At 58.4% G+C, this 25,447-nt stretch carries 22 protein-coding genes and 1 pseudogene; 9 read left to right on the top strand and 14 right to left on the bottom strand.

Translation table 11 applies throughout. From position 1 onward, the window contains the following. Positions 1–434: 434 nt before the first annotated feature. Both ACVWXE_RS06670 and ACVWXE_RS06675 read right to left on the bottom strand, forming a co-directional pair. Complete coding sequence (locus tag ACVWXE_RS06670; RefSeq protein ID WP_414417917.1) at positions 435–1,739, bottom strand: metallophosphoesterase family protein; 1,305 nt, start codon at positions 1,737–1,739, stop codon at positions 435–437. A 123-nt stretch (positions 1,740–1,862) separates the two neighbouring features. Beyond that, positions 1,863–2,114: an RNA recognition motif domain-containing protein gene (locus ACVWXE_RS06675; protein WP_011434316.1), complete on the bottom strand. Its 252-nt coding sequence runs from the start codon at positions 2,112–2,114 to the stop codon at positions 1,863–1,865. A 385-nt stretch (positions 2,115–2,499) separates the two neighbouring features. Between ACVWXE_RS06675 and ACVWXE_RS06680 the strand changes: the two genes are divergently transcribed. The 4 genes from ACVWXE_RS06680 (at position 2,500) to def (ending at position 4,053) form a co-directional block, all read left to right on the top strand. Next, complete coding sequence (locus ACVWXE_RS06680; protein WP_041437678.1) at positions 2,500–2,676, top strand: NblA/ycf18 family protein; 177 nt, start codon at positions 2,500–2,502, stop codon at positions 2,674–2,676. Further along, positions 2,676–3,002 (top strand): DUF2499 domain-containing protein, encoded by a 327-nt coding sequence (locus tag ACVWXE_RS06685; RefSeq protein ID WP_457489892.1) that lies wholly within the window; start codon positions 2,676–2,678, stop codon positions 3,000–3,002. Before ACVWXE_RS06680 ends, ACVWXE_RS06685 begins: the two co-directional genes overlap by 1 nt. 3 nt (positions 3,003–3,005) lie before the next feature. Beyond that, positions 3,006–3,320, top strand: a complete 315-nt coding sequence (locus tag ACVWXE_RS06690; protein WP_414388950.1) for a DUF3593 domain-containing protein — start codon at positions 3,006–3,008, stop codon at positions 3,318–3,320. Between the two features lie 142 nt (positions 3,321–3,462). Beyond that, the gene (def, locus tag ACVWXE_RS06695) at positions 3,463–4,053 is read left to right on the top strand and encodes a peptide deformylase (protein ID WP_457489893.1); all 591 of its coding nucleotides are present in this window, start codon (positions 3,463–3,465) and stop codon (positions 4,051–4,053) included. A 36-nt stretch (positions 4,054–4,089) separates the two neighbouring features. Here def and ACVWXE_RS06700 read toward each other — a convergent pair whose 3' ends face one another. Beyond that, positions 4,090–4,443 (bottom strand): hypothetical protein, encoded by a 354-nt coding sequence (locus ACVWXE_RS06700; RefSeq protein WP_414350209.1) that lies wholly within the window; start codon positions 4,441–4,443, stop codon positions 4,090–4,092. A gap of 199 nt (positions 4,444–4,642) precedes the next feature. On the opposite strand from ACVWXE_RS06700, the gene cbiD reads away from it, so the two are divergent. Then, positions 4,643–5,749, top strand: coding sequence for a cobalt-precorrin-5B (C(1))-methyltransferase CbiD (gene cbiD / locus ACVWXE_RS06705; protein ID WP_457489894.1), 1,107 nt, complete (start codon positions 4,643–4,645; stop codon positions 5,747–5,749). Positions 5,750–6,026: 277 nt separating this feature from the next. Here the strand turns inward: cbiD and ACVWXE_RS06710 are convergent, their stop codons facing one another. From ACVWXE_RS06710 to ACVWXE_RS06720, 3 genes are all read right to left on the bottom strand, one after another. Next, complete coding sequence (locus tag ACVWXE_RS06710) at positions 6,027–8,633, bottom strand: ExeM/NucH family extracellular endonuclease (protein WP_457489895.1); 2,607 nt, start codon at positions 8,631–8,633, stop codon at positions 6,027–6,029. A 166-nt stretch (positions 8,634–8,799) separates the two neighbouring features. Then, on the bottom strand, positions 8,800–10,266 hold the full coding sequence (locus ACVWXE_RS06715) for a hypothetical protein (protein WP_011434306.1): 1,467 nt from the start codon (positions 10,264–10,266) through the stop codon (positions 8,800–8,802). Positions 10,267–10,501: 235 nt separating this feature from the next. After that, the gene (locus tag ACVWXE_RS06720; protein ID WP_457489896.1) at positions 10,502–11,854 is read right to left on the bottom strand and encodes a hypothetical protein; all 1,353 of its coding nucleotides are present in this window, start codon (positions 11,852–11,854) and stop codon (positions 10,502–10,504) included. 448 nt (positions 11,855–12,302) lie between these two features. Between ACVWXE_RS06720 and ACVWXE_RS06725 the strand changes: the two genes are divergently transcribed. Beyond that, positions 12,303–13,754, top strand: a complete 1,452-nt coding sequence (locus ACVWXE_RS06725; protein WP_457489897.1) for a BCD family MFS transporter — start codon at positions 12,303–12,305, stop codon at positions 13,752–13,754. Here ACVWXE_RS06725 and ACVWXE_RS06730 read toward each other — a convergent pair. The 4 genes from ACVWXE_RS06730 to ACVWXE_RS06745 all read right to left on the bottom strand — a co-directional run bounded on the left by ACVWXE_RS06730 (position 13,751) and on the right by ACVWXE_RS06745 (position 16,451). Then, positions 13,751–14,104, bottom strand: a complete 354-nt coding sequence (locus tag ACVWXE_RS06730; protein ID WP_414329965.1) for a DUF6464 family protein — start codon at positions 14,102–14,104, stop codon at positions 13,751–13,753. The two genes, ACVWXE_RS06725 and ACVWXE_RS06730, sit on opposite strands and share 4 nt — an antisense overlap. Before the next feature lie 300 nt (positions 14,105–14,404). After that, complete coding sequence (locus ACVWXE_RS06735; protein ID WP_457440107.1) at positions 14,405–15,907, bottom strand: DUF697 domain-containing protein; 1,503 nt, start codon at positions 15,905–15,907, stop codon at positions 14,405–14,407. A gap of 210 nt (positions 15,908–16,117) precedes the next feature. Then, a complete protein-coding gene (locus tag ACVWXE_RS06740) occupies positions 16,118–16,297 on the bottom strand; it encodes a hypothetical protein (protein WP_414341967.1) in 180 nt (59 codons plus the stop codon). A gap of 67 nt (positions 16,298–16,364) precedes the next feature. Then, entirely contained in the window at positions 16,365–16,451 is an 87-nt protein-coding gene (locus ACVWXE_RS06745) for a fasciclin domain-containing protein (RefSeq protein ID WP_457384026.1), read from the bottom strand. Positions 16,452–16,786: 335 nt separating this feature from the next. Here ACVWXE_RS06745 and ACVWXE_RS06750 point away from each other — a divergent pair, with 335 nt between their 5' ends. Continuing rightward, entirely contained in the window at positions 16,787–17,788 is a 1,002-nt protein-coding gene (locus tag ACVWXE_RS06750; RefSeq protein WP_414413128.1) for an RRXRR domain-containing protein, read from the top strand. Between the two features lie 28 nt (positions 17,789–17,816). On the opposite strand, the pseudogene ACVWXE_RS06755 reads toward ACVWXE_RS06750, so the two are convergent. After that, positions 17,817–18,375: pseudogene (locus tag ACVWXE_RS06755) on the bottom strand (transposase). Between the two features lie 101 nt (positions 18,376–18,476). Here ACVWXE_RS06755 and ACVWXE_RS06760 point away from each other — a divergent pair. Beyond that, positions 18,477–20,252: a phospholipase D-like domain-containing protein gene (locus ACVWXE_RS06760; RefSeq protein ID WP_457489898.1), complete on the top strand. Its 1,776-nt coding sequence runs from the start codon at positions 18,477–18,479 to the stop codon at positions 20,250–20,252. Positions 20,253–20,547: 295 nt separating this feature from the next. On the opposite strand, the gene ACVWXE_RS06765 is transcribed toward ACVWXE_RS06760, so the two are convergent. After that, positions 20,548–21,525, bottom strand: a complete 978-nt coding sequence (locus ACVWXE_RS06765; RefSeq protein ID WP_414399575.1) for an acetyl-CoA carboxylase carboxyltransferase subunit alpha — start codon at positions 21,523–21,525, stop codon at positions 20,548–20,550. A gap of 136 nt (positions 21,526–21,661) precedes the next feature. On the opposite strand from ACVWXE_RS06765, the gene ACVWXE_RS06770 reads away from it, so the two are divergent. Further along, positions 21,662–22,213 (top strand): hypothetical protein, encoded by a 552-nt coding sequence (locus tag ACVWXE_RS06770; protein ID WP_041436853.1) that lies wholly within the window; start codon positions 21,662–21,664, stop codon positions 22,211–22,213. Here ACVWXE_RS06770 and ACVWXE_RS06775 read toward each other — a convergent pair. Both ACVWXE_RS06775 and ACVWXE_RS06780 read right to left on the bottom strand, forming a co-directional pair. Beyond that, positions 22,189–22,671: a hypothetical protein gene (locus ACVWXE_RS06775; protein ID WP_011434295.1), complete on the bottom strand. Its 483-nt coding sequence runs from the start codon at positions 22,669–22,671 to the stop codon at positions 22,189–22,191. The two genes, ACVWXE_RS06770 and ACVWXE_RS06775, sit on opposite strands and share 25 nt — an antisense overlap. 3 nt (positions 22,672–22,674) lie before the next feature. Next, a complete protein-coding gene (locus ACVWXE_RS06780; protein WP_011434294.1) occupies positions 22,675–25,446 on the bottom strand; it encodes a hybrid sensor histidine kinase/response regulator in 2,772 nt (923 codons plus the stop codon). Between the last annotated feature and the right edge of the window lies 1 nt (position 25,447).

Here is a 25,447-nt window from a genome sequence, read left to right on the forward strand (position 1 = left end):
TCAGGACTTGGGTCATGGTTCTATTGTAACCTCGCATTCCTCCCGGCACTGACCCTACGGGTACAGTGCGGGGCTCCTGCGATTTCTAGCTGACTCTATAGAAAAGAAGATGGGAATTTCATGAATGCTAGAAAGGGATCCCCCGCTCGCTGCGACTTCACAGCCCCCAGGCCCTAAACAAAAAAAGACTGGCAGTGTGAGGTCTACCAGTCTGAGTCAGTTCCCTGTGAGTGAGCTGATGCCGTCGTTGCCAACGTCTTCAACCCGATTCCCAGTTTGTGTTGCTTTTTGCCATTTCGAAGTGATTCAGATCACTTGAAACTTGAGGAGCCCGCAGCTTTGGCGAGCACTCCTGTCCTGATTTCTTCGTACAGGGATCCCCAATCCCCACCCCTACGAACCCTGAGGCGACAAAGAGAGCATCTCAAAACCAATCAAAACAAAGGCAACTGCTCCTCTTCCACTGGGGCAAGGCTTGAAGATCCCAGCTCCTCCCAGTTGGGGGCCCAGTCTTGTAAAGGATCCACATATTCCTCCAACAACTGACGGGCCGCGGCCAGCAAATCGTTGTGCAAGGGGGCCAGATCGCTGCGGTCGGCCAGATACTGCTCCAGAGCCGTCAGGGGCTCAAGTCGGCTGGGATCCCATCCCGGCAGACGGATGCGGCTGGGGCTGACCACTTCTGGGGCGATGGTGTAGCTAAAAGCAGGGGCAAGAGCGTTGTGCAGAGCCCGCTCATCAATGCACTCTAGCTGGTCGGGCCGTATGCGGTAGATCAACCGCAGGATGGAGCCGGCCACGGGGGCCTTGGCGATGGCGGCCAGCAGCTTGGACTGCGCCTGCTGGGGTGGATCTGCGCTCAGATCCAGGCGAATGGTGTGAAAGGTACGGGTTGGCAGGGGCAAAAATTCATAGCTGGCCCCCGTAGGGGTGACTTCCACCAGCACACAGCCTTTTTCCTCTTTTTCTTCGCCAAAATCCACCCGCTCAATGCTGCCGGGATAGAGCATCAAGGGATCCCGACACAGCACCTGGTGACGGTGGACATGCCCCAAGGCAACATATTGATAGGCAGGCCGAGCCAGCAGCGAAAGGGGCACCGTAAATCCTCTGCCCACCGAAAGATGGCGTTCTGCTCCGTAGCGGGCTGTCTCCACCATGACGTGAGCCAACAAAATCGCCGGGATCCCTGGCTGCAGGGTGCGGATCTCCCCTTCTAGGGCTAGGCGGAGGCGCTGCAGGAGCTGATGCGCGAGGATTTCCCCTTCAAGCGCCAAGCTTTCCTGTTGGGCGAGTAGAGCAGAGCGACTCAGCCAAGGTAAAGTGGTCACCTGCACCGGGCCACCGCGAGTTTCGATCCGATGAGTTTCCAGTCTGTCCCCCACAATAAAGCCTGAGACCCCCAAAGCGCGGTAGATAGCCAGGCTGTTGCCTCCCTGTCCCTGCCCGTACTGATCGTGGTTGCCCACCAACAGGACGGTTGGGATCCCTGCATCGGCCAGGCGGCGAAACTGTTGGGCAAAAAGCTCTTGATGGAGAGGGGGGGGTGTCGCATCGGGGAAAGCATCGCCCCCAAACAACACCAGATCCACCGCTTGGTTGAGAGCATGGTCAATGCACAAGCGCAAAGAAGCTACAAAATCTTCCAAACGGGTATTCAGGCCGGTAGCTGGGTTAATGTGGCCGTAGGCAAGGCCACTGCCCAGATGAATGTCGGAAAGATGTAGCAGCCTCACCATCTTGGGCGCTCTTGGAGACTTTGCAGCTCTCCCATCTGTTGGGATAAATCTTGCCGTTCGCGTTAGCGGGACGGAGTCCTTTGGTTGTCCAGAATGGCAAACCCAGGGTTGAACAATCTTTGCTTAGGCTTGGCGGCGGGGCCTGGCTCGATCCAAACGCAGAGGCCGGCCCATGAATTCCTGCCCGTTCGCGCTCTCGATGGCTTCGTCCTCCTCAGCTTCGGTTGCCAGATCCACAAACGCGAAGCCTCGTGTCTGACCTGTCTCTCGGTCTATCGGGATTGTAACCGACTTAACGTTCCACCTCTGCTGGAAGAAAGCTTTTAGTTCTTCTGTTGAGGCTTTATAGTTCAGGTTTCCCACAAAAATGGTCATAGCAATTCAAGCAAAGTAAGTCACCAATCAGCAAGGGTGGCAACAAAGCTCCAGAGTACTTCACTTCTATCATGGAGCCCTGCCGAATCGCCGAACATGACGGGATGTAAAGGGATCCCTGCCGGAAAATCTTCCCCCTTCCCCATCCAAAATGCACCTTTGTCCAACTTGACGGACCTGTACTTTTTCTGCCATTGGGTTGAATGCCTCTGCTCTCGCCTCGGCCAAACCTCTTCAGACCCTCAGACACCACCGAGATCCGGCATCTTGTCACATTGTTGTGGTTTGTTAAGATATGTATTATCCTGTTTGCGCCACCTGGCCGGATCTGCGCTGTTGGAACTCTCTGCAGATCCCTCGACCCGAGTACCCTGAGGTGATAATGATGGATGAGACGCTAGAGCTCTCTTTGGAGCAGCAATTTCGCCAGCGGGCTTTCGAGACCTTGGTTTCTCGCATGAGCCCCGAGCAGGCCAAAGACATTTTGGTCAAACTGCACAAGCAAATGCTGTTGCAGGAGGCCACTTACCGCCAACTGCTGCGTCATTCCCTCAGCGCCTGATGCACGCCCTTTCGCTTCCCACCTGGTGGATTCACGTTGCCAGTGTTTTGGAGTGGATCGCTGCTGTTGTTCTCGTGTGGCAATTTGGGGAGCGAGTGGGCCGGCCCGAATGGCGAGGTCTAAGCTGGGCGATGCTGCCTGCTTTGTCGGGGGCGATGTGCGCGATCACCTGGCACTGGTTTGACAACGACCCCAAGTTAGACTGGGTGGTGACTGCACAGGCCAGCTTCACCTTGCTGGGCAACTGTACCCTGGCTTGGGCTGCCTACCGCATTTGGCGAGCTGAGAGAGCCGACGAGCCTGCACAGGAGGGGGATCCCGACTAGGCGATGAACAGTTTATTTGCCCTCTCTCTGTTCCCTTACTTGGTCTTTTTATTCTTTCTGTCGCGGCTGCGCCGGATCCCACGTTTGGCCTTGGTTGGATTTTGGCTGTTGTTGCTTTTTGTGGCCGTCAGCATCCCGGCAGGGCTGTACGCTCAGGTTCACTACGGCACTTCCCTGGCCAATGTGGATCCCTTGCATGGAGGGGCAGAGGCTTTTCTCACCCTCTCCAATATTTTGGTGGCCTTGGGCTTTAAGCAGGGAATTGACCAACAGGCCCAACGACTTCCAGAGGCTGGCGACGGCAACCCTGAGCCATGATCATCCCAAACAGGTCCCTACCCCCTCTTCAAAATCAAAAACGAGAGGAGAGCTAGGCAACAATGGTTTCAGCACAACCAGGACTGAATGTAGAATGGGGATCCAGGCCTGATACCTGCTGTTATTCTGTGAGATCTGCCGGATGGTGGCTACCCTTTCTGTTGCCGTTCCCAAAGTGAAGCTGAAGCATCCGCCCCTGCACATTTATCGCATGGGGGACAAGGTGCTGCGGCAGCCGGCCAAGCGCATCAGCCAGGTCAACGACGAGATCCGCCAGCTTGCCCGGGACATGCTGCAGACCATGTACAGCTTTGATGGGATTGGTCTGGCGGCTCCGCAGGTTGGCATTCCCAAGCGCATGATTGTGGTGGATCTTTATCCCGATAAGCCGGAGGTGCCACCGCTGGTGCTGATCAACCCGGAGATTCGCGAGTACATTGGCGAGGCCGTTGCCGGGCAGGAGGGTTGCCTGAGCATTCCGGGGGTATTCTGCGAGGTCATGCGCCCAGAAGGGATTGTGGTTTCGTTCAAGGATGAAACGGGGCGGCCCCGCACCCTTCGAGCGGACGATTTGCTGGCGCGGGTGATCCAGCACGAAATCGACCACCTCAACGGCGTGTTGTTTGTGGATCACGTGGAAAACGAGCTGGTGCTGGATCAAGAGCTGCGCAAGCACGGCTTCCAGATGCAGGATGTGCAACGCAAAGGCAAGCCCTCTGCTGCCCCCCGCTGAAGCCTTGCTAGATGAGTGTCAGTTTAGTGGTTTAGTCTAGTGTTGCAAGCGCTGGGCCAAGAGCTGCTCTTCCAGAGCGGCAATGCGGTTGTAGGCAGCGGTTAACTGGGCACTCAGGCGCTGTATTTGGGCTTCGGGGGCCAGCTCATGCCCCATGCTGCGGTTGCTCACCACGGTGGGTTCATCATCCAGCAGGAAGTTGTGGCTGCCATCTTCCACCAAGTCTGAGATTAGAACGCTGTAACGGGAGGGGGCGGGGGTGTTTTTTTTGGCTTCCTGGGTAGCCAGGAGAACGGCCACCACCTGCTCGGGCATCCGCTCGATGGCAGCTTTTAGCTCCTGTATTTGCGACTCCAGACGCTCAAGATAGTGCTGCACTGCTTCGCTCATAGCTGCCCCAGTTTTCGACTACCTTCATTGAAAAAGGCAAATTTCGGATCCCCTCTTCTTCCCCCAGATCATTTAACGATTGCTTCCGGGAGGTGTTCCCCGAAACTCCTGGGTTCTCTCACAAGCCACAATTGAGGTGTGCATTTTCCGGAGATTTTGGTTTTCCGGTTACCCATTTCCCAAGCAAAAATCTCTACAGATGCAGGATGCTGTTCAGGGATCCCGACCGCGGGGCTATACCTTGCCCGTTTTCGCCGTTGCCTCGGCCAGGGCTGCTCTTCACCACCTTCTGGGGATCCCTTTGGAGAAGGAAGGGGGGCGCTTGGTTGTTGCGGTGCAGGCTGAGCCCCAGTCCCCTGAGGCTCGGATCCACATCCCGGTGGAGCAGGTAGCTGCCTTGGAGAAGGCAACAGCTCTGGCCATTACCCGCTCGGATCCCGGCCCCCACCTGGATCTCACCCGCGACACGCCGGTCTGGGCTTGGGTGAGGTTGGAGGAGAGGGATCCCGAGGATCCCCCCTTGATCTTGGAAGCCGGGGAAGGGCTGGGGCGACGCACCGATGGCAGCCCGGCCATTTATGCCTATGCCCGCCGTTTGTTTGAGATCAATCTTTTGCCCGGGATCCCCCCCGATTGCCGGTTGCGGGTTCGCATTATCTTGCCTGAAGGAAAGCTGCTGGCCGAGCGCACCTCCAATGCCGCTTTTGGGGTGCTGGAAGGGCTGGCCCTGTTGGGAACGCGGGCGGAGGTGGAGCCTTCCTCAAGTGTTGAGAGCTTAGAGCAAGCCCGCCAAGAGCTGCAACAAAAGTTGGAGCGGCACAAGCATTTGATCTTTTGCGTGGGCAGCCATGGGCAGCAAGTGGCGCTGCGGCAAGGGATCCCGGAAGACCAGATCCTGCGAGTAGCCAATTGGATAGGGCCGTTGCTGGTGGAAGCGGCGCTGCGGGGGGCGGAGTCCATTCATTTGATCGGCTACCACGGCAAGCTGATCAAGCTGGCAGGGGGGATCTTCACCACTTCCAGCCACGTGGCCGATGCCCGCTTGGAAATTCTGGCGGCAGCCCTGATCCGGCGTGGGGGAACGGCAGAACAGGCACGGCAAGTGCTGGAGTTGCGGACAGTAGAGGCAGCGGTGCACCATCTGGATGGCCTTGGCTGGGCAGCACCCGTGATGCAGGAGTTGGCTCGCCAAATCCTGGAGCGAGCCACAGGCTATGTGCAAAAGTATGCCGGTCGATCCCTGCTGTTGGCGGTGACGTTGTTCGACCGACAGGGGCAAATCTGCGCCCAGGCTGGGATCCCATAATGAGGTCATTTCGATTGAGACGAGGACATTGCAATCCCCCCGGATCCTCAACCATTTTTCTCCCGAAGTGTCTTAAGCGCTCCGTGCCGCCAAAGGCAACCACCCCCGGCTCCTCTCCCTTTAGTCCGTGCTCCAAAAGTCAATCCCTCTGCTCGAAACCCGCTGAGCAACGGTGGATCCCGGCCAAGACCACATAGGAGAGCGTTACGGCTGAGGAAGCAGATCCACTTTCCCAGCCACTGCCAATCAGACTCAGGTTGGCACTAGGATCCCACACCTAGTTCCCGGAGATGTTGACACTATCCACCCGCCAGCGAGTGGCCGAGCCGGAAGCTGTACCAGAAGAGCGATAGCGGAAGGCAATGTAAACACGGTTGGAAGGCTGGATCCCAGCCAGAGAAATCGGGCCGGAGTCGACGAAGCTGCCCGTAGAGAGAGTGGGAATCGTCAGAGCAGTCCAAGTGGCTGCATTCACTGCCGCTGGAGTGCCTGCACCGCTGTAGTTGGTGGAGTAAAGAACGCTTAGTTGTTGCGAAGGAGGAAGGCCGTTATCGCTAAAAGAACTCTGATTGCGGAAGGTCAGAACTGGGTTGCTGACGGAAGCCAGGTTCAGAGGAGGAGTGATCAGCCAGTCATTACCCGGTTGCTGACCGTTGAAAGCGTTGGCCTCGGCAAGGGAGTTGACACAACGCCAGGAACGACTGGTGTCGCCGTCCACATCCACAATCTGCCAGCCGGCTGGAGCAGGGTTGCAGTTATCAAAGCCTTCAGTCAAAGGCAGGTTAACGGAAGGAGGAGTTGGTGTCGGTGTGGGCGTCGGTGTCGGTGTGGGCGTCGGTGTCGGTGTGGGCGTCGGCGTCGGTGTTGGGGCCGGAGTCAGGTTCAAGCCAACGAGCACCGGATCGTGGTCGGAAGAGCGGAAGGGATCGCTGGCGTAGAAGAGGCTCTGCTGAGAGGGACTCTTGAAGCTCAGGGTGTAGTCCAAGCTCACGGGCTCATCAGCGTTGATGTGCCACTTAGCTGAGCCTGTAACTTGGGGTCTCAGACTGCTGTTGGCCAGGGCATGATCCAGGGATCCCCACTGTCCTTGGAAGCTAAAGGAGTAGCTGTTGGAGCCATTGAGGTTGATGAACCCGCCCGCCTCCAGAGTTTTGATCGGATCCTCCATAGCGTAGGAGTTGAGATCCCCCATAATCAACACATCCGGATCGGTGGAGCCAGTTGGATTGGTGGCGAGCCAGCTCAAGAGTTGCTGAGCGGCCCGGGTGCGGTTGCCGTTGCAATTGCCTTGGAAGGGATCGTTGTCAATAGGATCGCAGGGAGAAACCTTGGACTTGAAGTGGTTGACCACAACAGTGAAGGTGGCGTTGTTGCTCCGCTGCCGGAAGGTTACAGCCAGAGGAGGACGATGGAAGCGTCCGGGGCCTTGGGTGAATTCCCCTGTGTCCAGGAAGGCCGGGTTAGTGCCGGGGGCAATTTCAACCGTAGCTGGCTTGTAGATAAAGCCGTTGGTGATGGCATCGCCGCCCAGGTTGGGCACTCCAACATTCACAAAGGCGTAGGTTCCTGCCCCCATGACCTGGTTGAGCCCGTTCACCAAATCCTGAATGGAACTATTCGAACCGTATCCATCGTTTTCTAACTCGTTGAGGCCTACGATATCGGCATCCATGCGGCGAATAGCCTCGATGAGCTTATCCCGCTGGCGGGTGAACTCGGTGGCGTTGCTGGCTCCCCGACAGGAGGAGTTATTGGGGAAGCAGGCGTTGCCGAAGGTGTTGAAGTAGTTGAACAGGTTAAAGCTAGCTACCCTCAGGGAGCCCCCTACTGAGGGTGGGTTTTGCGGGCGAGGGTTGGTGGCTGTAAACCTGGGCAAGTTGTTGGGATCATTGGGGTGGATACGGTAGTCGATGGTCGCATCCACATCGCCACTGACATTCCGGCCTCGCAACTGGGTCATGATCCCGGTGATGTTGCTGACGCGATCGCCGCCGCGCACAGTGTTAGCCGCGCTCAGGCCACCCGGAGTGGGGTAGATAACCGGATCTGGGTTTTGGGTGAGCAGCCGGTCATCAATGCGAATCCGCTTTCGGTCGTTTTCCGCTTGAATGGCAGCTGCCTGGCTGGGAGCCGCAATTTGCGTAGGAGTGAACAACCGCTCTGTGGCCACACTCAGCTCCCCGTGGCGTCCCAGCAAGAAGGAGTCGGTTACAAACAGGGGCTGATTTCCAAATGTGACCAGCATTCCTTCCAGAGCTTCCCTTTGCTCCGCAGTCAGCGGTAGAGAGATCTGCACTGGGGCCGGCAACGGATTGTCAGAGCTACAGACAGTAAAGCTGGTGACGTTGGAGAGCTGGGTTTGCTGGCGGAACTCAGCAACCGTTCCGGTCACCTGAACCCTATCCCCAAGCCTGACGTTATTAGCTGTGCCACTGAAAACGAAGATGCCATCTGATGTGGCGGGATTCCCGTCACCATCATCTTGTAGGTAGTAGCCCTGGAGATAGGTTTGGCCAGCCACCCCCTCATTTTCAAAGTCTCCTACTACGATTCCAGAAACCGTGACTGTTTGGTTCACCAGGGGGGAAGTGAAGCCAGTGCCCTGGACAGTGCCAACTGGGATCAGGTTGGCGTTGGGATCACAGCCTCTCGGCGTGGGCGTCGGTGTTGGCGTGGCTGTGGGTGTTGAAGTCGGGGTCGGCGTGGGCGTCGGTGTTGGCGTGGCTGTGGGTGTTGAAGTCGGGGTCGGTGCTGGCACAGGTGTAAGTTTTGGCAAAAGAGTTCTTCTGGAGCCGAACCCTTGCAGAGAAACCAAAAGCACCAAACCAAAAACTAGCACCGCAATTGATTGGGCAACACGACGCGAAGTAACCCTAGACCACATCTGCTTCACTCCTCCCGAAACTTCAAAGGATCCCGTATTTTTACCGTCTGTATGGATACCATCTTCAGGAAGGAATTAAAGGGGCAGCTAAGGTACGCTTAAGAAGACAAGAAGTTACCCCCGCCTGAGTCAAAACTCAGGGGAGAACATGGGCAGGCTTTTTCCCCTAATCCCCCAATTCGGGATCCGGTCGTACCCGTACTCCCATTTGGCGCAGCAGACGCAAAGAGTTTTCCGGCCCATCGATCATCTGCTGTTCGTTGATCCAGTAGGTGGCAATGCCCAGGTCTTCTAGAAATCGCACATAGGGATCTGGCGGTGGCCCATCGAAAACGGCGGCCTTCTGAACGGAAAAGCCCTGCTCGATCCAAGGGCCGAGGGCAAAGCGCTCATAGTAGAGCAACTGTCCCACCACTTCCTGCAAAGCCTCTGCCGCATCCTTGTGGTGCAGGAGCTTCACTTCGGCCAAAAGCAGGTGCCCGTCCGCCACTGCCAAAAAGTCAAAGGTGTGTTGGTCTTCGCGCACCTCCAGCCCAGCCAGGCGGAACCAGCGGCGAAACTGGTGCAAGATCTCGTTGTGGCGCTCGCTGCGCTCCAACTGACGTCGACGGCGGCGTTCTGCCATCAGCGGGTCTGTCCCGGCGCTGTGAGGGATCCCACTGCTGCGGAACTGGGGCGGCTCATCGGGATCCAAAACCACCTTGCCCCCAGCAGGTTGATGCAGGAGGGGCGGCATCTGGGGCAAGAGTTCTGTGGATCCCCACTCCACCTCTGGCTGCTGAGCCCAGGTAAGCAGGTGTCGATTCAAGGGGTGCTCAGGGTGGGTGTCGAACAACAGGCGCAGTTGAGACTGGCTAAACTGAAAATCCAGACGAAATTGCTCGATGGAGAGGCTGCTCCGCCCCTTTTGCAAAGTTTCCTGGCCAAAGTAAAGCATCACCAAGAGCGGGTAAATCGGCAGCGGACGATGGGAGGGAATGAGCATCGCCCACATGTCATCCGTCCAGTGGGGGAGCAGGATCTCGGCCTGTTTGCCTTTGCCCACCACCTGCAACATTTTGGGGTGTCCCGGCTGCCAGCCACAGGGGTGATCGTCAAAGCCGCAAGTCTGTCGCCCTTGATCCACGCTCAAGGGGTAGCGCCCGTCATAAAGGCGGAAAGGACAGAGATCCCGGTCTTCGGCCAAAAAGCGCTCGTCCTGCCACAGGTGGGCCGCCAAAGCATGACAGCCGATCCCTTCCTGGCTGTTGCAGGCTTTGAGCCAGCGCCGTTCCGCCAGTTTCCCGCCCACTTTGCTCGGGGCCAGGGGCCGGATCAAACCGTTTTCCCCCTGGTTGAACAGAGGCCACACCAAAGGCTCGCCAGTTTCGGGTAGGGTCGGCAAAAGAGGATGGGTTTTGCTGTAAAACGGGTCGCAAATGCGCTGGGCCACTTGCTGCAAGGGTAATCCGCGGGGGGATCCCACCCAAGGCAGCAGGGATCCCGATCCGGCCTGAGCACGGTGATATTGGATGGCCAGAGCCACCTCTAGCCCTATCGGACGGAGTTCCGGCGTGAGCTGCCGGTAGCGCTGCAGCAGCCGGGAAGCCTGCACAAACAGGTCGTAGCGCCGAACGGGAACTGCGTCAGCCATAGTGTTGCAGGAAAAACTCCCCACTGCCTTGGGCAAGAGCTGGCACAGACAAGCACCATGGCCTCAAGAAATGAGACCTTGGCAACTGTCTCTGCAGACCCTGACCTTGCCGAGGATATCGGGCCGACACCCCCTCCTCTTGGCACCAGGTCAGTTGTCAGTGTAGTAGAGAAACTCTAGGGCGAGAAGATGCTGCCACCCGCTTGCAGGCTGTGGGAAAAATGCGCAGCAGGCCCTAACGCCACGGCCACCCAGGAAAGGGAAAGGGGCGCTCTGTCTCTGCATCACGGTCGTACTCCGTAGGTCGGCCTGTATCCCCCTGAATCACCAAGCTGCCCACATAGTCGGCCTCTCGATAGACGCGGGCAATTTGATGGTGGATTTGGGCCATGTCTTCAGCAGAGACCACGCCATTGTCGGTGGCTATGTAGAACTGGATCGTGACCCGAATGGGAAAGCGGGGATCCCGCTCGATGTCCAGGTTGTTGACCTCGGTGAAGGGGCCCTCTACCTCTCCATGTCCGATGACAGCGGCTTCTACATTGCTGAGGCCGGCCAGGTCGGCTGCGGGTCCGAAAAACTTGACAGAGATATCCTCAACTTCCCTTCGCGGCGGCTGCCGCTGATGAAGAGGCACTTGGATCAGCATCACCAGGTTCAGGGCTTCTTCTGCTACTTCCGCCGAATGGGGATCTCTGGGGGTTGGGTTGGCGGCTTGCTCGGCCCGAAAATCGCTGAGGCGCTGCCCGGTGAGGCTGGCCCGTTCACCATTTTGGTTGAAGAAAAGGCGCTGGCCCCAAATAGCTTCGCCCACCTTATCTACCTTATCTTCAGTGCGGTTCTCGATCACCGTAATGCTGGTGCCCTCGCGGGTGGCCAAAATGGCCAGTACGGCTGGGTTACCGGGATGGGATTGGTAGTTGAACAGCACCGGGTTGAATTGAGCGGATCCCCCGGCAGGGATGGGCAAAAAGGCAGCTTGGGCGCTCACCAACACATGGCTATCCCGTGGGGCCAGCAGAGAGTTGCGGTTGCCGGCCCAGGAGCCAGGATCGTGCAAGTAGCGGCGCAGATTCCCCAGCAGCTCTCGCAACGACACTGGTTGCAGGGGTTTTCCTTTTTCGTTGCCCACCAGCACCTGCAGGCTGTCGAGGGGCAGGTCGGCAGACAGATCGGCAAAGTTGGGGTAGCGGATCACCGGCATCAAGCTCAGCTCGTAGCGGCCCGTTCTGGGGTTGAGCTGTTGTACCTGGATGGTCATGTCGCTGATGTTGGGGCCAAGGGCGGATCCCTTGTGGCGTCCGGTATCTTCCCAGGTGATGTTGACGATATCCAGCCCATACTGCTTTGCCAAGGCTCGCGCTTGCGGATCCCAGGTCATGGAGATCGTCTGGTCAATCACCTGCCTGTAGGCCAAGTACTCTGCCCACTCTAAAGGCGAGGGGGAAGAAAGGGACTGGTGGAGGGGAAAATCCATAGGGGTTGCCTGCGAGGTGGACACCATCAGTGTAGGGACGAGGGCTGCTCCGGCCAGGGAAATGCCCACCCAGCTCAGTGAACTCAGCAGCCAGGGGATGGGGGCGCGCATAGCAATATTCCTGAGGATTGGAAATTGGGGGACTATACCCTGACAATAGCTCCCAAAAGGGGAGAGCATGACTCTAGTCAATAATAAGCTCAACTATACTGAAAATAATGTATAATATGTTCAGTACGGATTACTACCAGTTGATCTTTCTGTTTACTTTCGAGTCTGCCAACATGGTAGCCAAAGCAAAGCAGAAAATTGGTAGTAAGACGACACGGAAACTGCGCTTTGGGTATTCTACTCAAAGCTTTGCGGGATACCGCCATTCTGGTTGGAAACAAACAGAATGCTATCGCTGCATAGTTGAACAGTGATGTTCAGCAGTGTTCAGCGTAAATGTATCAGGACGTGGCGGTTTCGCTTTTGGCAACCCCATGCTTTTGCCGGGATCCCAGGCTGCCTGGGCTACGATAAAAAGCTGTAGCACCCTTTCGAATCATTCCAGATCATGGCCAGTATTCGCCGGGATCCCGAGGTCAACGCTTCTGTAACTTCAACTTCTCCAGAGCCTCAGGTGCAGGTTCAGTCTTTGCCGCTGCATGTCATGTTCCGCCTGGGCCTGTTTCAAATGGGCTTGGGAATGATGTCGCTGCTCACTCTGGGAGTGCTGAACCGCGTCATGATCGACACGGATCTGCTGGCCATCCCGGCAACGGTGGTGGGGGGATCCCTGGCCATGCACCAGTTGGTCTCCCCGGCTCGGGTTTGGTTTGGGCAGCTCTCGGATGCCAAGCCCCTGTTTGGCCTGCATCGCACCGGCTATGTGCGTCTGGGATCAGTGCTATTTGCCGTTTGTATCTTCCTGGGGGTGCAGGTGGTGTGGGGTTTGGGGGATAGCTTTGCGGCTACGGGCTGGTCTGGAGCCACCTATGGCTGGATAGGCTTGGCCTGTTTGATGTTTGCCCTTTATGGTCTCTGCCTCAGCGCCTGCTCCACGCCTTTTGCGGCTTTGCTGGTGGATGTGTCAGACGAGGACAACCGCTCTAAGTTGGTGGGGATCGTCTGGTCTATGTTGATGGTGGGGATTGCCGGCGGGGCCATTGGCTCGGCAGTTCTGCTGCGGGGCTTGGATCCGGACAACCTGCAGAGCACCATTAATCGCCTCTTCATCATCATTCCAGCCGTGGTGATCCTGCTGGGGGTGATCGCCACCTGGGGGGTGGAAAAGCGCTATTCCCGCTACGGATCCCGTTCCACCTTGGCCGGACGGGAAGACCAAATCACCCTTGGCACGGCCATCAAGGTGCTGACCGCCAGCCGCCAAACCCTGATCTTTTTCGGCTTCTTGGTGTTGATGACCATGGGCCTGTTTATCCAACAGCCGATCCTAGAACCCTACGGCGGCGAGGTGTTTGGCATGACGGTGGCCCAGAGCACCCAGCTCAATGCCTTTTGGAGCCTGGGTATTTTGGCAGGGATTGTGCTGACCGGATTTTTCATTGTGCCCAAGCTGGGCAAACAGACAACGGCCCGTCTGGGCTGTCTGCTGGTGGCCATCTCTTTTGGGCTGACCATTGCCTCAGGGTTTACAGGCAATTCACGGCTGTTGCAACTGTGCATGATCCTGTTTGGTTTGGCTTCTGGGATCACCACCAATGGCGCCATTACCCTCATGTTGGATTTGACGGCAGCGGAGACGGCAGGCACCTTTATCGGGGCTTGGGGACTGGCCCAGGCCATGTCCCAGGCAGTTTCCACCTTACTTGGTGGGGCTTTGCTCGATCTGGGGCGCATTCTCTTCCCCACTTCTTCAGTGCTTGCCTATGCCACCGTCTTTGGGGTGGAGGCAGCGGTGATGTTGCTGGCCGTGTATTTGCTGGGACGGGTGAGCGTGGCCGAGTTTCGCGAAAAGACCAACCGTGCGCTGACCCAGGTGTTGGCTCTGGAGCTGGAGGGCTAGCAACGCGGGGCCGACTCGTAGTGGGGGCAGCCCTGACAGGGCCCGCTGGGGTTGACGGCACAACGCAGCAAGGGCGAGTGAGCATTAAACCGACAGGAGGGATCCCCCAGGAACCTTCCCACTTCCTGAGGTGGGGTGACCGAACGCACCAGGGCGCGGATCCCACACAGGTGGTATTTGCCTTGCCGGAGCCGGTAGGAATGACGCTTTTCCAGAACTAGGTAGTGCTGCTCTGCCAGTTGGACGTAGGTGCCCGGATGGGGACTGCTCTCCCAAGGACATTCCTCCACCACCTCTCCTGAATCCACATCAATCCACTGAATGGGCAGGGTCAGGTTGGGGGAAGACATAAGGTGCCAACGGAGCCAGTTTAGGGCAGCAGACTACAGGATGATGGGCTTGGTTTGACCCATGATAAGACCTGGGCAGCTTTTTCCGGCAACACTGACTAATGTTCCTAATGTTCTCTCTTCTGTGACTTGGATCCCGCTGATTTACAGAACTTCTACAAAGTCAAGCCCAGAAAAAGCTGTATCAGAAAAAGCTGTATTTAGAAAGCTGTATTCAGTGTAATGGAGTAATGGATTTTCCGCAGCGGGCGGAGAACGGGATAGGTTGGGCCTGTGGCGGCGAAAAGACGGATGCTTCGACTAGCTATTGGAATGGGCTTGGCGGGCCAGTTGGGTGAGAAAGGCCAGAGGATGACGGTTTTGGAGCTGCTGCCTAATCCGCTCTTGCAGGATTTCCTCTTGCCAGGGATCCCCAGAGGACAGCCACTCTAGGTAGCTGAGCCCCGCCACCCGTGTCAGATAGGCCCCCGTCACTGCCTGCAGGGGGATCCCCATAACCATCAAGGGGCTGGCCTTGAGCAGAGAGCCCAAAGCCTGAGTAGCCAGCTCCAGCCCCCCCAGTTGCACCACCATTTGCGCCAAACTCTGGGCAATTTGCTGGGCCCGGCGCAAGGTAATGCGTCGGTCAAACACCTGGTGCAGTTCCCCGATCATGCGCGCCTGAATGGCTACTCCTGCCAGCACATCCAAAGCAGGAAGAGGGTTTGCCGCCAGGGCAGCAGCGGTGGCCCACTGCATCCGTTCCACGATCTGGCGACCCTGTTGGCGACGTTCTTCTTGGAGGGCCTGCTGGACGGCTTCGCTGAGAGTTCGGGTTTGCAACAAGGCATTGGCCAAGCGCAGGTGGGATCCCTTCTGCTGCAGCAGGTGAGCCATTTGTTGGATGAGGGCCTCTGTCTCGGGGGGCTGCGGCTCCCAAGTTTCCCACACAGAGCCATCTTCGGAGTAGTAGCGAACCTTGAGGGGCTCTGGATCAGCGGCGATGGCCACCACCTGTTCGGCAGGGATAACACCGGCGGTGCGTCGGCGCAAATGGGCCAAGATGGTCTCTACATCCTCCGGCAGCATCTGATCGGTTTTGTTGAGGGCCAGGATGGCGGATTTGCCCAGCCGGGCCAACTCCAGCATTTCGGCATATTCCGAAGCCAGCAGGTCTCCGGCCACCACCAAGATCAGCAGATCCGCCTTCTGGGCCAGGGCGCGGGCTTCCGCTTCCCCTGCTCCCCCAATCGTCAGCAGCCCAGGTGTGTCGGTAAGGGAAATGGGGCCGTTCCAGCCCTCCAATTGGTAGGTGTGGATGGATCCCTGCTGGGTGGTGCCCAGGGTGGGGGCTGTTTCGCCCACTGGTCGGCCCATCAAGGCATTGATCAACGAGGTCTTGCCGGCGGAACTGGTGCCGAACACCACCAGATGCAATTCCTCCTGGTTAAGCCGCTGATTGATCTCTTGCAGCTTGGCACGCAGGGCACGGCGACTGATGTCATTCTGTAGCTTCTGGATCAGGCGATCGGCATCTTCCAGATCGGCTTGCACCTGATTCCGCGTTAACTTAACCCGCCGCAGCGGTTGTGTCCGCTGGTTTGGAGTACTTTGCCGTCGGCCAGCCTGCTGCCACCAATGGCGCGCTGCCAGACCTGCTGCTGCTGTCCCCCCAAGGATGGCGCCCACCACCAGCTCCGCAAGAGGCTCGGAGTGGGGAGCCACGAAGCTGTAGATCCCGCCAACCCATTGCAGATATTGGCTCAGGGCCGCCAAACCCAGCCCTGCCCACAACCACACCCAAGTGGAGCGCGACAGCACCATCCCAACCCACAGCCTGCCCAGATCTCCAGATCAAAAAGCCAAAATCGACCGGTCATCCCAGAGGACAGCCCCCGCTGTCAACTGAATCTGCAACCGCTTCTCCAGCATAGGGCTTGCTGTAGCTGAGCATACAATTTTGTCAAGAGTTTTGCTGGGGATCAGCCACCCGCAAGTAAAAGAGGAAGGGGAAGCAGGAAGTCAAAAGCGCCCTCAGCTCAACCGGCCCCATGAGCCAGGGATCCCCTCTCCCAAAATCGCCGGCGGCTCCAGCGGTGCCGGCAAAAACTCGCCCCCGCGATAATCCAACAGCTGTGCCAGCAGCAAGTAGCCCACCCCCAGAGCAATGGCCAGGATCCCTGTAACGATTGCTACCCACTTAGGCCGCTCCACGCTGAATCTCCCCAATAAAGTGCTGGATCTCGATGCTTCTATGATGCCCGAAGTGGTGGCCCAATTCCTAACGCGGCGGGATCAAGACTGCATCGATGACGTGGATGATGCCGTTAGAGGCTTGAATATCGGCGGTCAAAAGCCTTTCTCTCACGGGTGGCCCTAGAGTAGAGCAGAGAGCACCTTGGCGCAGAAACAGCTGCCGTAAAGTTCGGTATCCTGGGGCTGTGATTGCTGGAGAGGAGAAAGGCCGTCAAGTACCCCCATTCTTAGCTGGGGGCTTGTGGGAGTAGGGCCTAGCCAGCCTGAAACCCCAAGGGCAAGGAAAGACTAGCCTGCCCAAGCAACCCAGTCATGGGGGGCGTTTGAAGGAGACTGAGCCGACTGGGCGTGGCAGCCCAAAGTACGTAGCGAATGCTTCCCTAGTTTGCTACCTCTACGTCGGCCAGGGGCGAAGGGATGTACATACTCCGCAAGGAGACTTACCGCATGTTCGTGCCCGTCGTAGACCACAACCAAAACCCCCTCATGCCGACCACTCCCAGCCGGGCGAGGCGGTGGGTTAAATCCGGCAAGGCTACTCCCTTTTGGAAGAGAGGGGTGTTTTGTGTTCGTCTCAACGGGGAACCTTCTGACCGGCAAACCCAACCCATAGCCGTCGGTATTGACCCAGGAAGCAAGAAAGAAGGGTGGTCGGTCAAATCAGCCGCACACACCTACCTCAACATCCAAGCGGACGCGGTTAATTGGGTGAAGGAGCATGTTGAGCAGCGTCGAAACATGCGTCGGTTGAGGCGGTATCGCCAAACGCCCTGTCGGCAACCGAGAGCGAACCGGGCTAGAGGCGGATTGCCCCCTTCCACCAAGGCTCGGTGGCAGTGGAAGCTCTGTCTTGCCAGGTGGCTGAGCAAGTTGTTTCCCATATCCGTATTTGTGGTGGAGGACATTAAGGCGAAGACCTCAGGCCAGCGTCGCTGGGACGTGTCTTTCTCCCCCCTAGAGGTGGGTAAGCAGTGGTTTTATCAACAACTAGCGGGCTTGGGGCAAGTGTTGATCCGTTCAGGGTGGGAAACCCAGCAGATGCGGGACGCCCTTGGGCTGAAGAAAACCAACAAAAAGACAGCCGAGGTCTTTGAGGCTCACTGCGTGGATGCGTGGGTGTTGGCTAACTCCGTAACCGGTGGGCACCTGCAACCTGACAACCGGCAGATGCTCATAGTAGTTCCTCTACGGTTTCATCGTCGTCAACTGCATCGTTTGCAACCGGCCAAAGGTGGGAAAAGACTGCCCTACGGGGGGACTATCAGTCTGGGTTTGAAGCGCGGCAGTTTGGTGCGTCATCCCAGGTGGGGGCTCACTTTTGTGGGTGGCAGTTCTGGGGGGAGGTTAAGTTTGCATTGCTTACGGAGCGGGAAGAGGTTGACGCAGAGCGCCAAAAGAGAGGATGTGCGGTACTTATGCTTTTGTTCCTGGAGGTTTTATGGAGAGTAAAGCCGCCCTCAAGAGCGGGGTTTCAGACCTAGGTTGTGTTGATCTTTAGCCAGAAGAGAGCACCTGCGAAGTAGAGAAAGCTCAAGAAGTTCCTGGCCAACTTGTCAAAACGAGAAAACAAATGCCGATACTGCTTTAGCTTCTGAAAAAAAGCACTCTACTAGGTGCCTCTCTCTGTAAACATGCCGGTCGTAATCTCGCACCACCCTCCTCTTCTTCCTAGAAGGAATCACCACCCGACTCTCCCTTATCACTTTCGTGCGTTCTTTTTGCCAGCTGTATCCACCTCGACTCCTGCCCAAGGCTTGCTCCCCTCTGGCTGCACAGGGGTGAGCACGAACGATAGTTGAGTCCAGGATAAGATGCTCTCAATCGGGTTCTGTGATGAAGAACTGAAACATTCTTTCCCAGACTCCCAAGCGACTCCAGTGATGGAATCTTGGGTAAACGGTGTACCACTTTCCACATCTTTCCGGGAGGTAGCGCCAGGGGGAGCCAGAACGAGCCATCCACAGCACGCCCTCGATAAACCGCTTGCATCCTGCCTCTTTGCCAATGTGGGGTTCTGTTCGCAGAAAAGCCAGAATCTTTTGCTATTTATTGTCATCTATGACAAGGCAACTCATCAGACCTTGCCCAAAAACTATCCTCACCTCATACTAAAAGTAAACACAGCCTAGTTTTTTCGATGAACGGGATCCCGTCGTGGCTGCGGCAACTCCGCTGCTGGCTGCCCTGGGTTGCTCTGCTTCTCATTCTGGTCTTGATCGGCTACTGGGTGGGTCCTCGGCCCAGAGCCTACCCCCAAGAGCCGGAGCTGCCCACCCTGGCCCCTCTGCCGCAGCACCCCCGCATCCGGGTGGTGTTCAACCAAAGCCGGGAAAGCACCTATCGGGATCCCTACCGCCAGATCCGCCGCTACGGCTACAACCTGGAAGAGTTGATCATTTCCCAGATTCGCTCCGCTCGGCAGTCGGTGGATATTGCCGTGCAAGAGCTGAACCTACCGCTCATTGCCCAAGCTCTGGTGGAGCGGCGGCAGGCGGGGATCCCTGTGCGTTTTATTACTGAAAACACCTACGTGCGAGCCTGGCACCAGCTCACCCCTGACCAAGTGCGGGCGCTGGACGAGCGCAGCCGTCGCAAGTTCGAGGAGTACCGCAACCTGGTGGATGTGAACCGGGATGGACGGTTTTCTCCCGAGGAGATTGCCAGCCGAGATGTGTACGCCTTGCTGGATGGGGGGCGGGTGCCCTGGCTGGATGATACCGCCGATGGCTCCAAGGGCAGCGGCCTGATGCACCACAAATTTGTGGTGATCGACGGGCAGAAAGTCTTGACCGGATCGGCCAATTTCACCCTCTCTGATATTCACGGGGACTTTGATGCCCCCGACAGCGTCGGCAATGCCAATCACCTGCTGCTGCTGGATAGTCCCGAGCTGGCCCGCCTCTACACCGAGGAATTTGATCTCATGTGGGGCGATGGCCCCGGTGGCTTGACCGATAGCCGCTTCGGCGTGCAAAAGCTCAAGCGTTCCCTGGAAACGGTGTACATTGACGATGCCATTGTGGGGGTTCACTTTTCTCCTACCAGTCGCTCCCTGCCCTACGAAGCCACCTCCAACGGCATTATTGCCGCCACCCTGGCCCAAGCCCGGCAACAGGTGGATCTGGCTCTGTTCGTCTTTACGGATCCGGGCATTGCCAACCAACTCAGGCAACTGCGCCAGGAGCGTAACGTGGAGATCCGCGGGGTGTTCGACCCTGGTTTTGCCTTCCGGGACTACAGCCGCACCCTGGAGATGTGGGGGCTGTTGCTCCCCGACGAAAAGTGCCAGGTGGAGGCGGCGCGCCTGCCCTGGACGCTGCCGGCCCAGTCTGTAGGCATACCCAACCTCGCCCCCGGCGATAAGCTGCACCATAAGTTTGCCATCATCGATCCCGGCACCGCCAACGCCACCGTGATCACCGGATCCAACAACTGGTCGGTCTCGGCCAACCACCTCAACGACGAAAACTTCCTGATCATCCGCAATAGCCGAGTGGTGGATCACTTTGTGCGGGAGTTCGACCGGCTCATTGCCGATGCCCGCTTTGGCCCCAGCCGCCGCCTGCAACAACAGGCAGAAGAGGCGTCCCGTCGCTGCCCCAACCCCGTCCCCGTTGCCGCTTCCTTGCCTGAACCGGAGCCGGAGCTGCTGGAAGTCGAGGTCGTTCTTCCTCCTGAGGCGGGATCCCCTTCCCCGTCGGTTGCTTTTCCGGTGGCGTCTCCTGGGGGATCCCCTCGCGTTAACCTGAATACGGCCACGGCGGCGGAGCTGGAACAGTTGCCCGGCATTGGCCCCGCCCTGGCGCAGCGCATTATCGAGGCCCGCCCCTTCTCCTCTTTGGAGGATCTGCAACGGGTCAATGGCATTGGCCCAGCCCGGATTGAGCAGCTGCGGGATCGGGTAACCTGGTAGGAGTTAGCCCCCTCTTGGTCAGGTTGAGGGCGCGGAGTGCTTTCGGAAGTTCATCCCAGAGCAGCTCCTAAAGGGCCTCTCCCCTCGAATAAACCCCAAATTAAACCCCAAATATAGTCATTTCAGTTCAAACCAGGACACTGCACCCACGCCTAAAATGTTGGTCGCATCGGCGTTGCAGAGCAATAATGCAGGGGGCCAAAAGGCTTTTCAAGGACTCCGTCCCGCTGGCGCGATCAATGGCCCAGGTGTCTCACCCTAATCTGAAACGACTATAAATCAGGGATGCATAAGTCTATTCAGAAAGCTCCAGAAACGCTCCCATGCGGCGAAACTTTTGGTAGCGCTCCTCGCGCAATTCTCGCCCGCTCAGGCTAGAAAGTTCCTTGAGATGCCTGAGAAGAGCCTCTTTGAGGGTTTGAGCAGCTTCCAAGGGCGCGCGGTGGGCGCCGCCAACCGGCTCTGGCAGGATCTCGTCGATCACCTCCAGTTGCAGCAGGTCTTGGGCGGTAATGCGCAGGGCTGCCGCCGCTTGGGGAGCCTTCTTGGCATCCTTCCAGAGAATAGCCGCGCAGCCTTCCGGCGAGATCACGGAGTAGACGGCGTGCTCGAACATCAGGATGCGGTTGCCCACCCCAATGGCCAAGGCTCCGCCGGATCCCCCTTCGCCGATGACGGTGCAGATGATGGGGATCTCCAGCCGGAAAAGGGTCTGCAGGTTGGTGGCAATGGCCTCTCCTTGGCCCTCAGCTTCCGCCTTGACGCCTGGGTAAGCCCCCGGCGTATCGATGAAGGTGAGCAGGGGCAGGCCGAAGCGGTGGGCATGTTCCATTAGCCGCAGGGCTTTGCGGTAGCCGGCGGGATTGGGCATCCCAAAGTTGCGGTGGATGTTGTCTTTGGTGTCGCGACCCTTTTGGTGGCCTAGGATCATCACCGGCTGATCCCCCAGCTTGGCCAACCCGCCCACAATGGCTGGATCGTCCTGGCCGTGGCGATCCCCGTGCAGCTCAAACCAGTCGTCACAGATGGTCTGTACGTAATCCAGGGTGGTGGGGCGGCGGGGGTGACGGGCCACCTGGAGCCGTTCTACCGGCGTGAGCTGGCTGAAGATCTCGCGGCGCAGCTCTTCGGCTTTGGCTTCCAATTGGCGAATCTGCTCAGAAGCATCGATGTCGTTTTCTTCTGCCAAGGCCCGAATTTCTTGAATTCGTTGCTCCAGGGCGGCAACAGGCTGCTCAAACTCCAGCAGCAGGCGGTCGGTGGACTTGGTCATGACCGGTTGGCTAAACTTCGGGGGCGTGCTGTGCCTGGCAAAGGCTGCACAGATTTGGGGATGGGACTTTGATCTTCTCACATGTAGATCCCGTAGGCTAGAGGGAGCAATCCCCCTACTGCCCAAGAGGGATCCCTTGTCTGCTTCTGTCTCTTCTCCCCCTTCACCCCTTCCCCCCTGGCTGCGCTGGGGGGTGGTGGGATCCGTCGTCTTGGCTATCGGGGTGGGAGCCTTTTGGCACTACGGGCGGCCTGAGCGACAAATCCGCGTCCACACGGAGAGATTGCTGCGGGCGGTGGAGCAGCGCAACTGGGATCAGGTGGAGATGCTGGTCTCTGAGGCCTATAGCGATGGTTGGGGCCTGGATAAGCAGCGGGCGCTGGCCTACAGCCGCGAGATCTTCGGGCAATTTTTTCGCTTGCGCCTCCAACCCCAAGCGCTGCAGGTGCAGCTCGACCTAGGGGATCCCAGTCGCCAAGGACGGGCCACCCTCTGGTTTGTTATCGAGGGCTCCGGCGGCCCCTTGGCCAACCTGACGCGGGATCAGGTGAACGCCTTGGAGCAACCCTTCCAATTGAATTGGCAGCGACGGGGTGGGGAGCCCTTTCGCTGGGAGCTAACCCGCGTGGAGAATCCAGAACTGCAACTGCCCCCTCTCCCTTCTCAAGAACAGGCAGGCCAGAGATGAGGGTCGAACACCAACAGGGGGAGCTGGCCTTCAACTGGCGGGATCCACTGCACAATACCCCGTTGGCGGGCCTGAGCTGCATAGCGGCTGGGGAGAGGCTGCAACTGGGAAGAGGGCAGACGGCGCAGGAGGGGCTGAGTGGGAATGGGCAGAGCCCCTGTTTCTGGGTTGTCGATCTGGTCGGACAATCCGTCCTCAGAACTGCCTGGCTGCAACAGAATAACCCCTTCCGGTTGAAAAGGGATCCCTCGGCCCAGCAACAAACGACCGGTATCCAAAAGCTGGGGGCCGCCCTCCTGAGCAAGCTGAAACTCTGCCCAGCTAAAAACTCGCCGCGCCCGATCAACAGGGAGGCCGAAGCAGTAGGAGCCCAGTTGGAAAGTAATCAAGGTCTGCCGGTTTCTCAGTTGTTCTTGCCGAGCCAGACGACGCAGGCGCAGAGGGGAAAGCAGGGGCATGGACTACCTCGCCATCAAAACGCCGGTGGAAGGTGCCGAAGAGGCTGGTTGCAGCAGTTGCCGCAGCTTTTGGATCAGCTCCTGTTCCTGGAAGGGCTTGGAGAGGTAGGCGCTGGCTCCCAGCCGCTGGGCCAGTTGGCGGTGTTTCTCGCCACTGCGGGAGGTGAGCATGACCACGGGAAGCTGGTCATACAGGGGGTGGGCACGAATCTGGGCCAGCAAGCCAAAGCCATCCAGCCGCGGCATTTCAATGTCGGTAATCACCGCTCGGATGGGAATTCCTCTCTGCAAGTGCTCGAGGGCCTCTTGTCCGTCGCGAGCCTGTTCAACCCGGAACCCTGCTCTTTCTAGGGTCATGGCCAAGAAGCGGCGCACGTTGACCGAATCTTCCACCACCAGCAGGGTGGGCTGGGCGGCAAACCTGGGCTGGGGAAGGGGATCCCTTGCCGACTGACAGGGCTGATCCCGCTGGGCGAGCAGCCAGCTCAAGAGGGCAGGCGGATCCACGAAAAGAGCGATTCGCCCATCGGCCAAAACCGTACAGCCGGAGAATCCCGACGGCAGAGGCAGACCTCCCTCCACCGGGCGCAGAGTTACCTCTTGCTCCCGCCAAAAGCGATCCACCAACAGGCCATAGGGCCGGTTGTCTTCTACCACCAGCAGCACCACAGGTCGGTCGAGAAGGGGGGTCTCGTCAATTTCCCGGCGAGGCTGCCAGCGCGCGAAGCGAAACCAGTGGCCCACAGGAATTAAAGGGATCTGCTCCCCTTCCCAGAGAAAGGAATCGGCAGGCAACTGCGGGGGGATAAGCAATTCTTCCACTGCGTTGGCCGGAAAAGCCAACATCAACCCCTGGCATTCTGTCAGCAGCACGCGGGTGACGCTCAAAGAAACGGGCAGAGTGAGGGTAAACAGCGTGCCCCGTCCCGGCCAAGATTCCACCTGCACCTGGCCGCCAATTCGTTGCAGGTTGGTGCGTACCACGTCTAGACCCACTCCCCGTCCAGATAGCTCGCTGACTCGCTCGGCGGTGCTGAAGCCCGGCTGGAAGATCAACTCCAGCAGCTCCTGGGAGCTGGCCTCAGCCAGGTCGGCAGCGGAAAACCCTATCTGCAAGGCGCGGGCCCGGATTTTATCCAGACAGATCCCTGCCCCATCGTCTCGCACCGTGATCAGAGTGCGGTTGCCCCGTTGGCTGGCGGCAATTTCGATGAGGCCCTTGGCCGGCTTGCCCTGGGCCAGGCGGGTGTCTGGAGCCTCGATGCCGTGGTCAAAGGCGTTGCGCACCAAGTGCAACAAGGGATCCGCCAAGGCCTCCAAAATCGAGCGCTCGATTAGGGTGGATCCCCCCAAGACCCGCAGCTCCACGGGCTTGCCATGGGCTAAGCTCAGCTCCCGCAGCGCTCTGGGGAAGCGATCCGTCAAATCCGATAGAGGCTGCATGCGCACCTGGTCGAGACGGGTTTGCATTTGCCTGGAGAGGCGGCTGAGCTGGCGGGCGCTGCCTTCGGTCTCCTGCAGGGTGGTGTCGATATCGTGGGTTACCTCATCAATTTGCACAACGGTTTCCATCACCTCTTGGGTCAGCAGGTGCATCTCTCCATAGCGATCCATCTCCAAGAGGTCAAAGGTATCGGCCAAGGTCAGGCCGGGATCCCCTTCTTTTTTCAAGAGCACGGAAGCAGGCACGGTGGCAGCGACGCGGTCGTAGCTGCTGCGCAGGCGGCTGTTGGTTTCTTCTAGAGTGCGAACCCGCCGTTTGAACAAGCTGACCAGCTCCCGCAGCCGTTGCAGGCGACTGTTTAAGCGGTTGCGCTCCCCTATGAGCTCTCCCAACAGCTCCCCCAACTGTTCCAGAGGGCGAGCCGGCACCCGTAGCATCTCGGCAGCGCTTTTGGCCCCGGCTGGAATCGAATCCGGCAGCTCGGTGGCTCCTGCCATTGCAGGGGGAGGGGCTTCTGGCGGGGGGGAAACTGGAGGCTCTGCCGGATCCCAGGAGCTGGGGAGAAGAGCGACCTGACCGACCAGCACCAGGGCCTGCGAGCGTCGCCAAGCTTGTAAAGCCGCCTGAGCAACGGGCAACACCTGCTCCTTGGCATTTGGCGGCAGCGTCTCCAGAGCTTGGACTACTGAGCCGCACAGGGTGGCAAAGGCAGGCAGATCCAACATTTCCCCCAGCGCCCCCAGCTCTTGGGCAGCAATGAGAAACTCCTCCCGCAAACAGGGCTGCTCGGGGTGGGCCAGCACACCTTCCAACCGCTGCAGACAGGCCTCCACCTCGGTTGCAAACAGCAGCACCCGCATATCGCCCCCGGCCTCTGCTGCCAGGACTTGGACGTTGTCCTCAGGCTGCAACTCTCCCAACTGCTCTCGCAATTGATCGAAAAGAGGCTGCACCCGCTCTGCCAGCCAAGATTCGTCCAAAAGCCGCTGCTGGCGGTGCTGCTGGGCTATTTGGCGCATGCAATCCAACGCCGCCAAGAGGTTGCGCTCCACTGCGGGGTCGGCTTTTTGGGGATCCACCTGCAAGATCTTGAAACCATCTTCCAGGCGATGGGCCAAGTCGCTAAGCACCGGAAAGCCCATCATGGCCGCCCCGCCCTTGATGGAATGAGCAGCCCGCAGCAAGCGATCCAAACGGGGGCGATCCAAACTCTGGGATCCCAGGCCCAACACCCCTGCCTCCAGGGTGTCGAGGTAAGCCTGGGCTTCGTCCAAAAACTGCAGCCTAACCTGCCACTCGCGTGGGTCGAGGGAAGTGGGATTCGGCCCCATG

The sequence above is a fragment of the Thermostichus sp. MS-CIW-41 genome, from assembly GCF_054058915.1.

Coding starts and splice junctions, on each gene's coding strand:
- ACVWXE_RS06735 (WP_457440107.1), bottom strand. CDS start 15,907: ATGGTGCTGTCGCGCTCCACTTGGGTGTGGTTGTGGGCAGGGCTGGGT.
- ACVWXE_RS06715 (WP_011434306.1), bottom strand. CDS start 10,266: ATGGCTGACGCAGTTCCCGTTCGGCGCTACGACCTGTTTGTGCAGGCT.
- ACVWXE_RS06675 (WP_011434316.1), bottom strand. CDS start 2,114: ATGACCATTTTTGTGGGAAACCTGAACTATAAAGCCTCAACAGAAGAA.
- ACVWXE_RS06775 (WP_011434295.1), bottom strand. CDS start 22,671: ATGCCCCTGCTTTCCCCTCTGCGCCTGCGTCGTCTGGCTCGGCAAGAA.
- ACVWXE_RS06725 (WP_457489897.1), top strand. CDS start 12,303: ATGGCCAGTATTCGCCGGGATCCCGAGGTCAACGCTTCTGTAACTTCA.
- def (WP_457489893.1), top strand. CDS start 3,463: ATGGTGGCTACCCTTTCTGTTGCCGTTCCCAAAGTGAAGCTGAAGCAT.
- cbiD (WP_457489894.1), top strand. CDS start 4,643: ATGCAGGATGCTGTTCAGGGATCCCGACCGCGGGGCTATACCTTGCCC.
- ACVWXE_RS06765 (WP_414399575.1), bottom strand. CDS start 21,525: ATGACCAAGTCCACCGACCGCCTGCTGCTGGAGTTTGAGCAGCCTGTT.
- ACVWXE_RS06760 (WP_457489898.1), top strand. CDS start 18,477: ATGAACGGGATCCCGTCGTGGCTGCGGCAACTCCGCTGCTGGCTGCCC.
- ACVWXE_RS06700 (WP_414350209.1), bottom strand. CDS start 4,443: ATGAGCGAAGCAGTGCAGCACTATCTTGAGCGTCTGGAGTCGCAAATA.
- ACVWXE_RS06680 (WP_041437678.1), top strand. CDS start 2,500: ATGGATGAGACGCTAGAGCTCTCTTTGGAGCAGCAATTTCGCCAGCGG.
- ACVWXE_RS06685 (WP_457489892.1), top strand. CDS start 2,676: ATGCACGCCCTTTCGCTTCCCACCTGGTGGATTCACGTTGCCAGTGTT.
- ACVWXE_RS06750 (WP_414413128.1), top strand. CDS start 16,787: ATGTTCGTGCCCGTCGTAGACCACAACCAAAACCCCCTCATGCCGACC.
- ACVWXE_RS06670 (WP_414417917.1), bottom strand. CDS start 1,739: ATGGTGAGGCTGCTACATCTTTCCGACATTCATCTGGGCAGTGGCCTT.
- ACVWXE_RS06720 (WP_457489896.1), bottom strand. CDS start 11,854: ATGCGCGCCCCCATCCCCTGGCTGCTGAGTTCACTGAGCTGGGTGGGC.
- ACVWXE_RS06710 (WP_457489895.1), bottom strand. CDS start 8,633: ATGTGGTCTAGGGTTACTTCGCGTCGTGTTGCCCAATCAATTGCGGTG.
- ACVWXE_RS06690 (WP_414388950.1), top strand. CDS start 3,006: ATGAACAGTTTATTTGCCCTCTCTCTGTTCCCTTACTTGGTCTTTTTA.
- ACVWXE_RS06780 (WP_011434294.1), bottom strand. CDS start 25,446: ATGGGGCCGAATCCCACTTCCCTCGACCCACGCGAGTGGCAGGTTAGG.
- ACVWXE_RS06730 (WP_414329965.1), bottom strand. CDS start 14,104: ATGTCTTCCCCCAACCTGACCCTGCCCATTCAGTGGATTGATGTGGAT.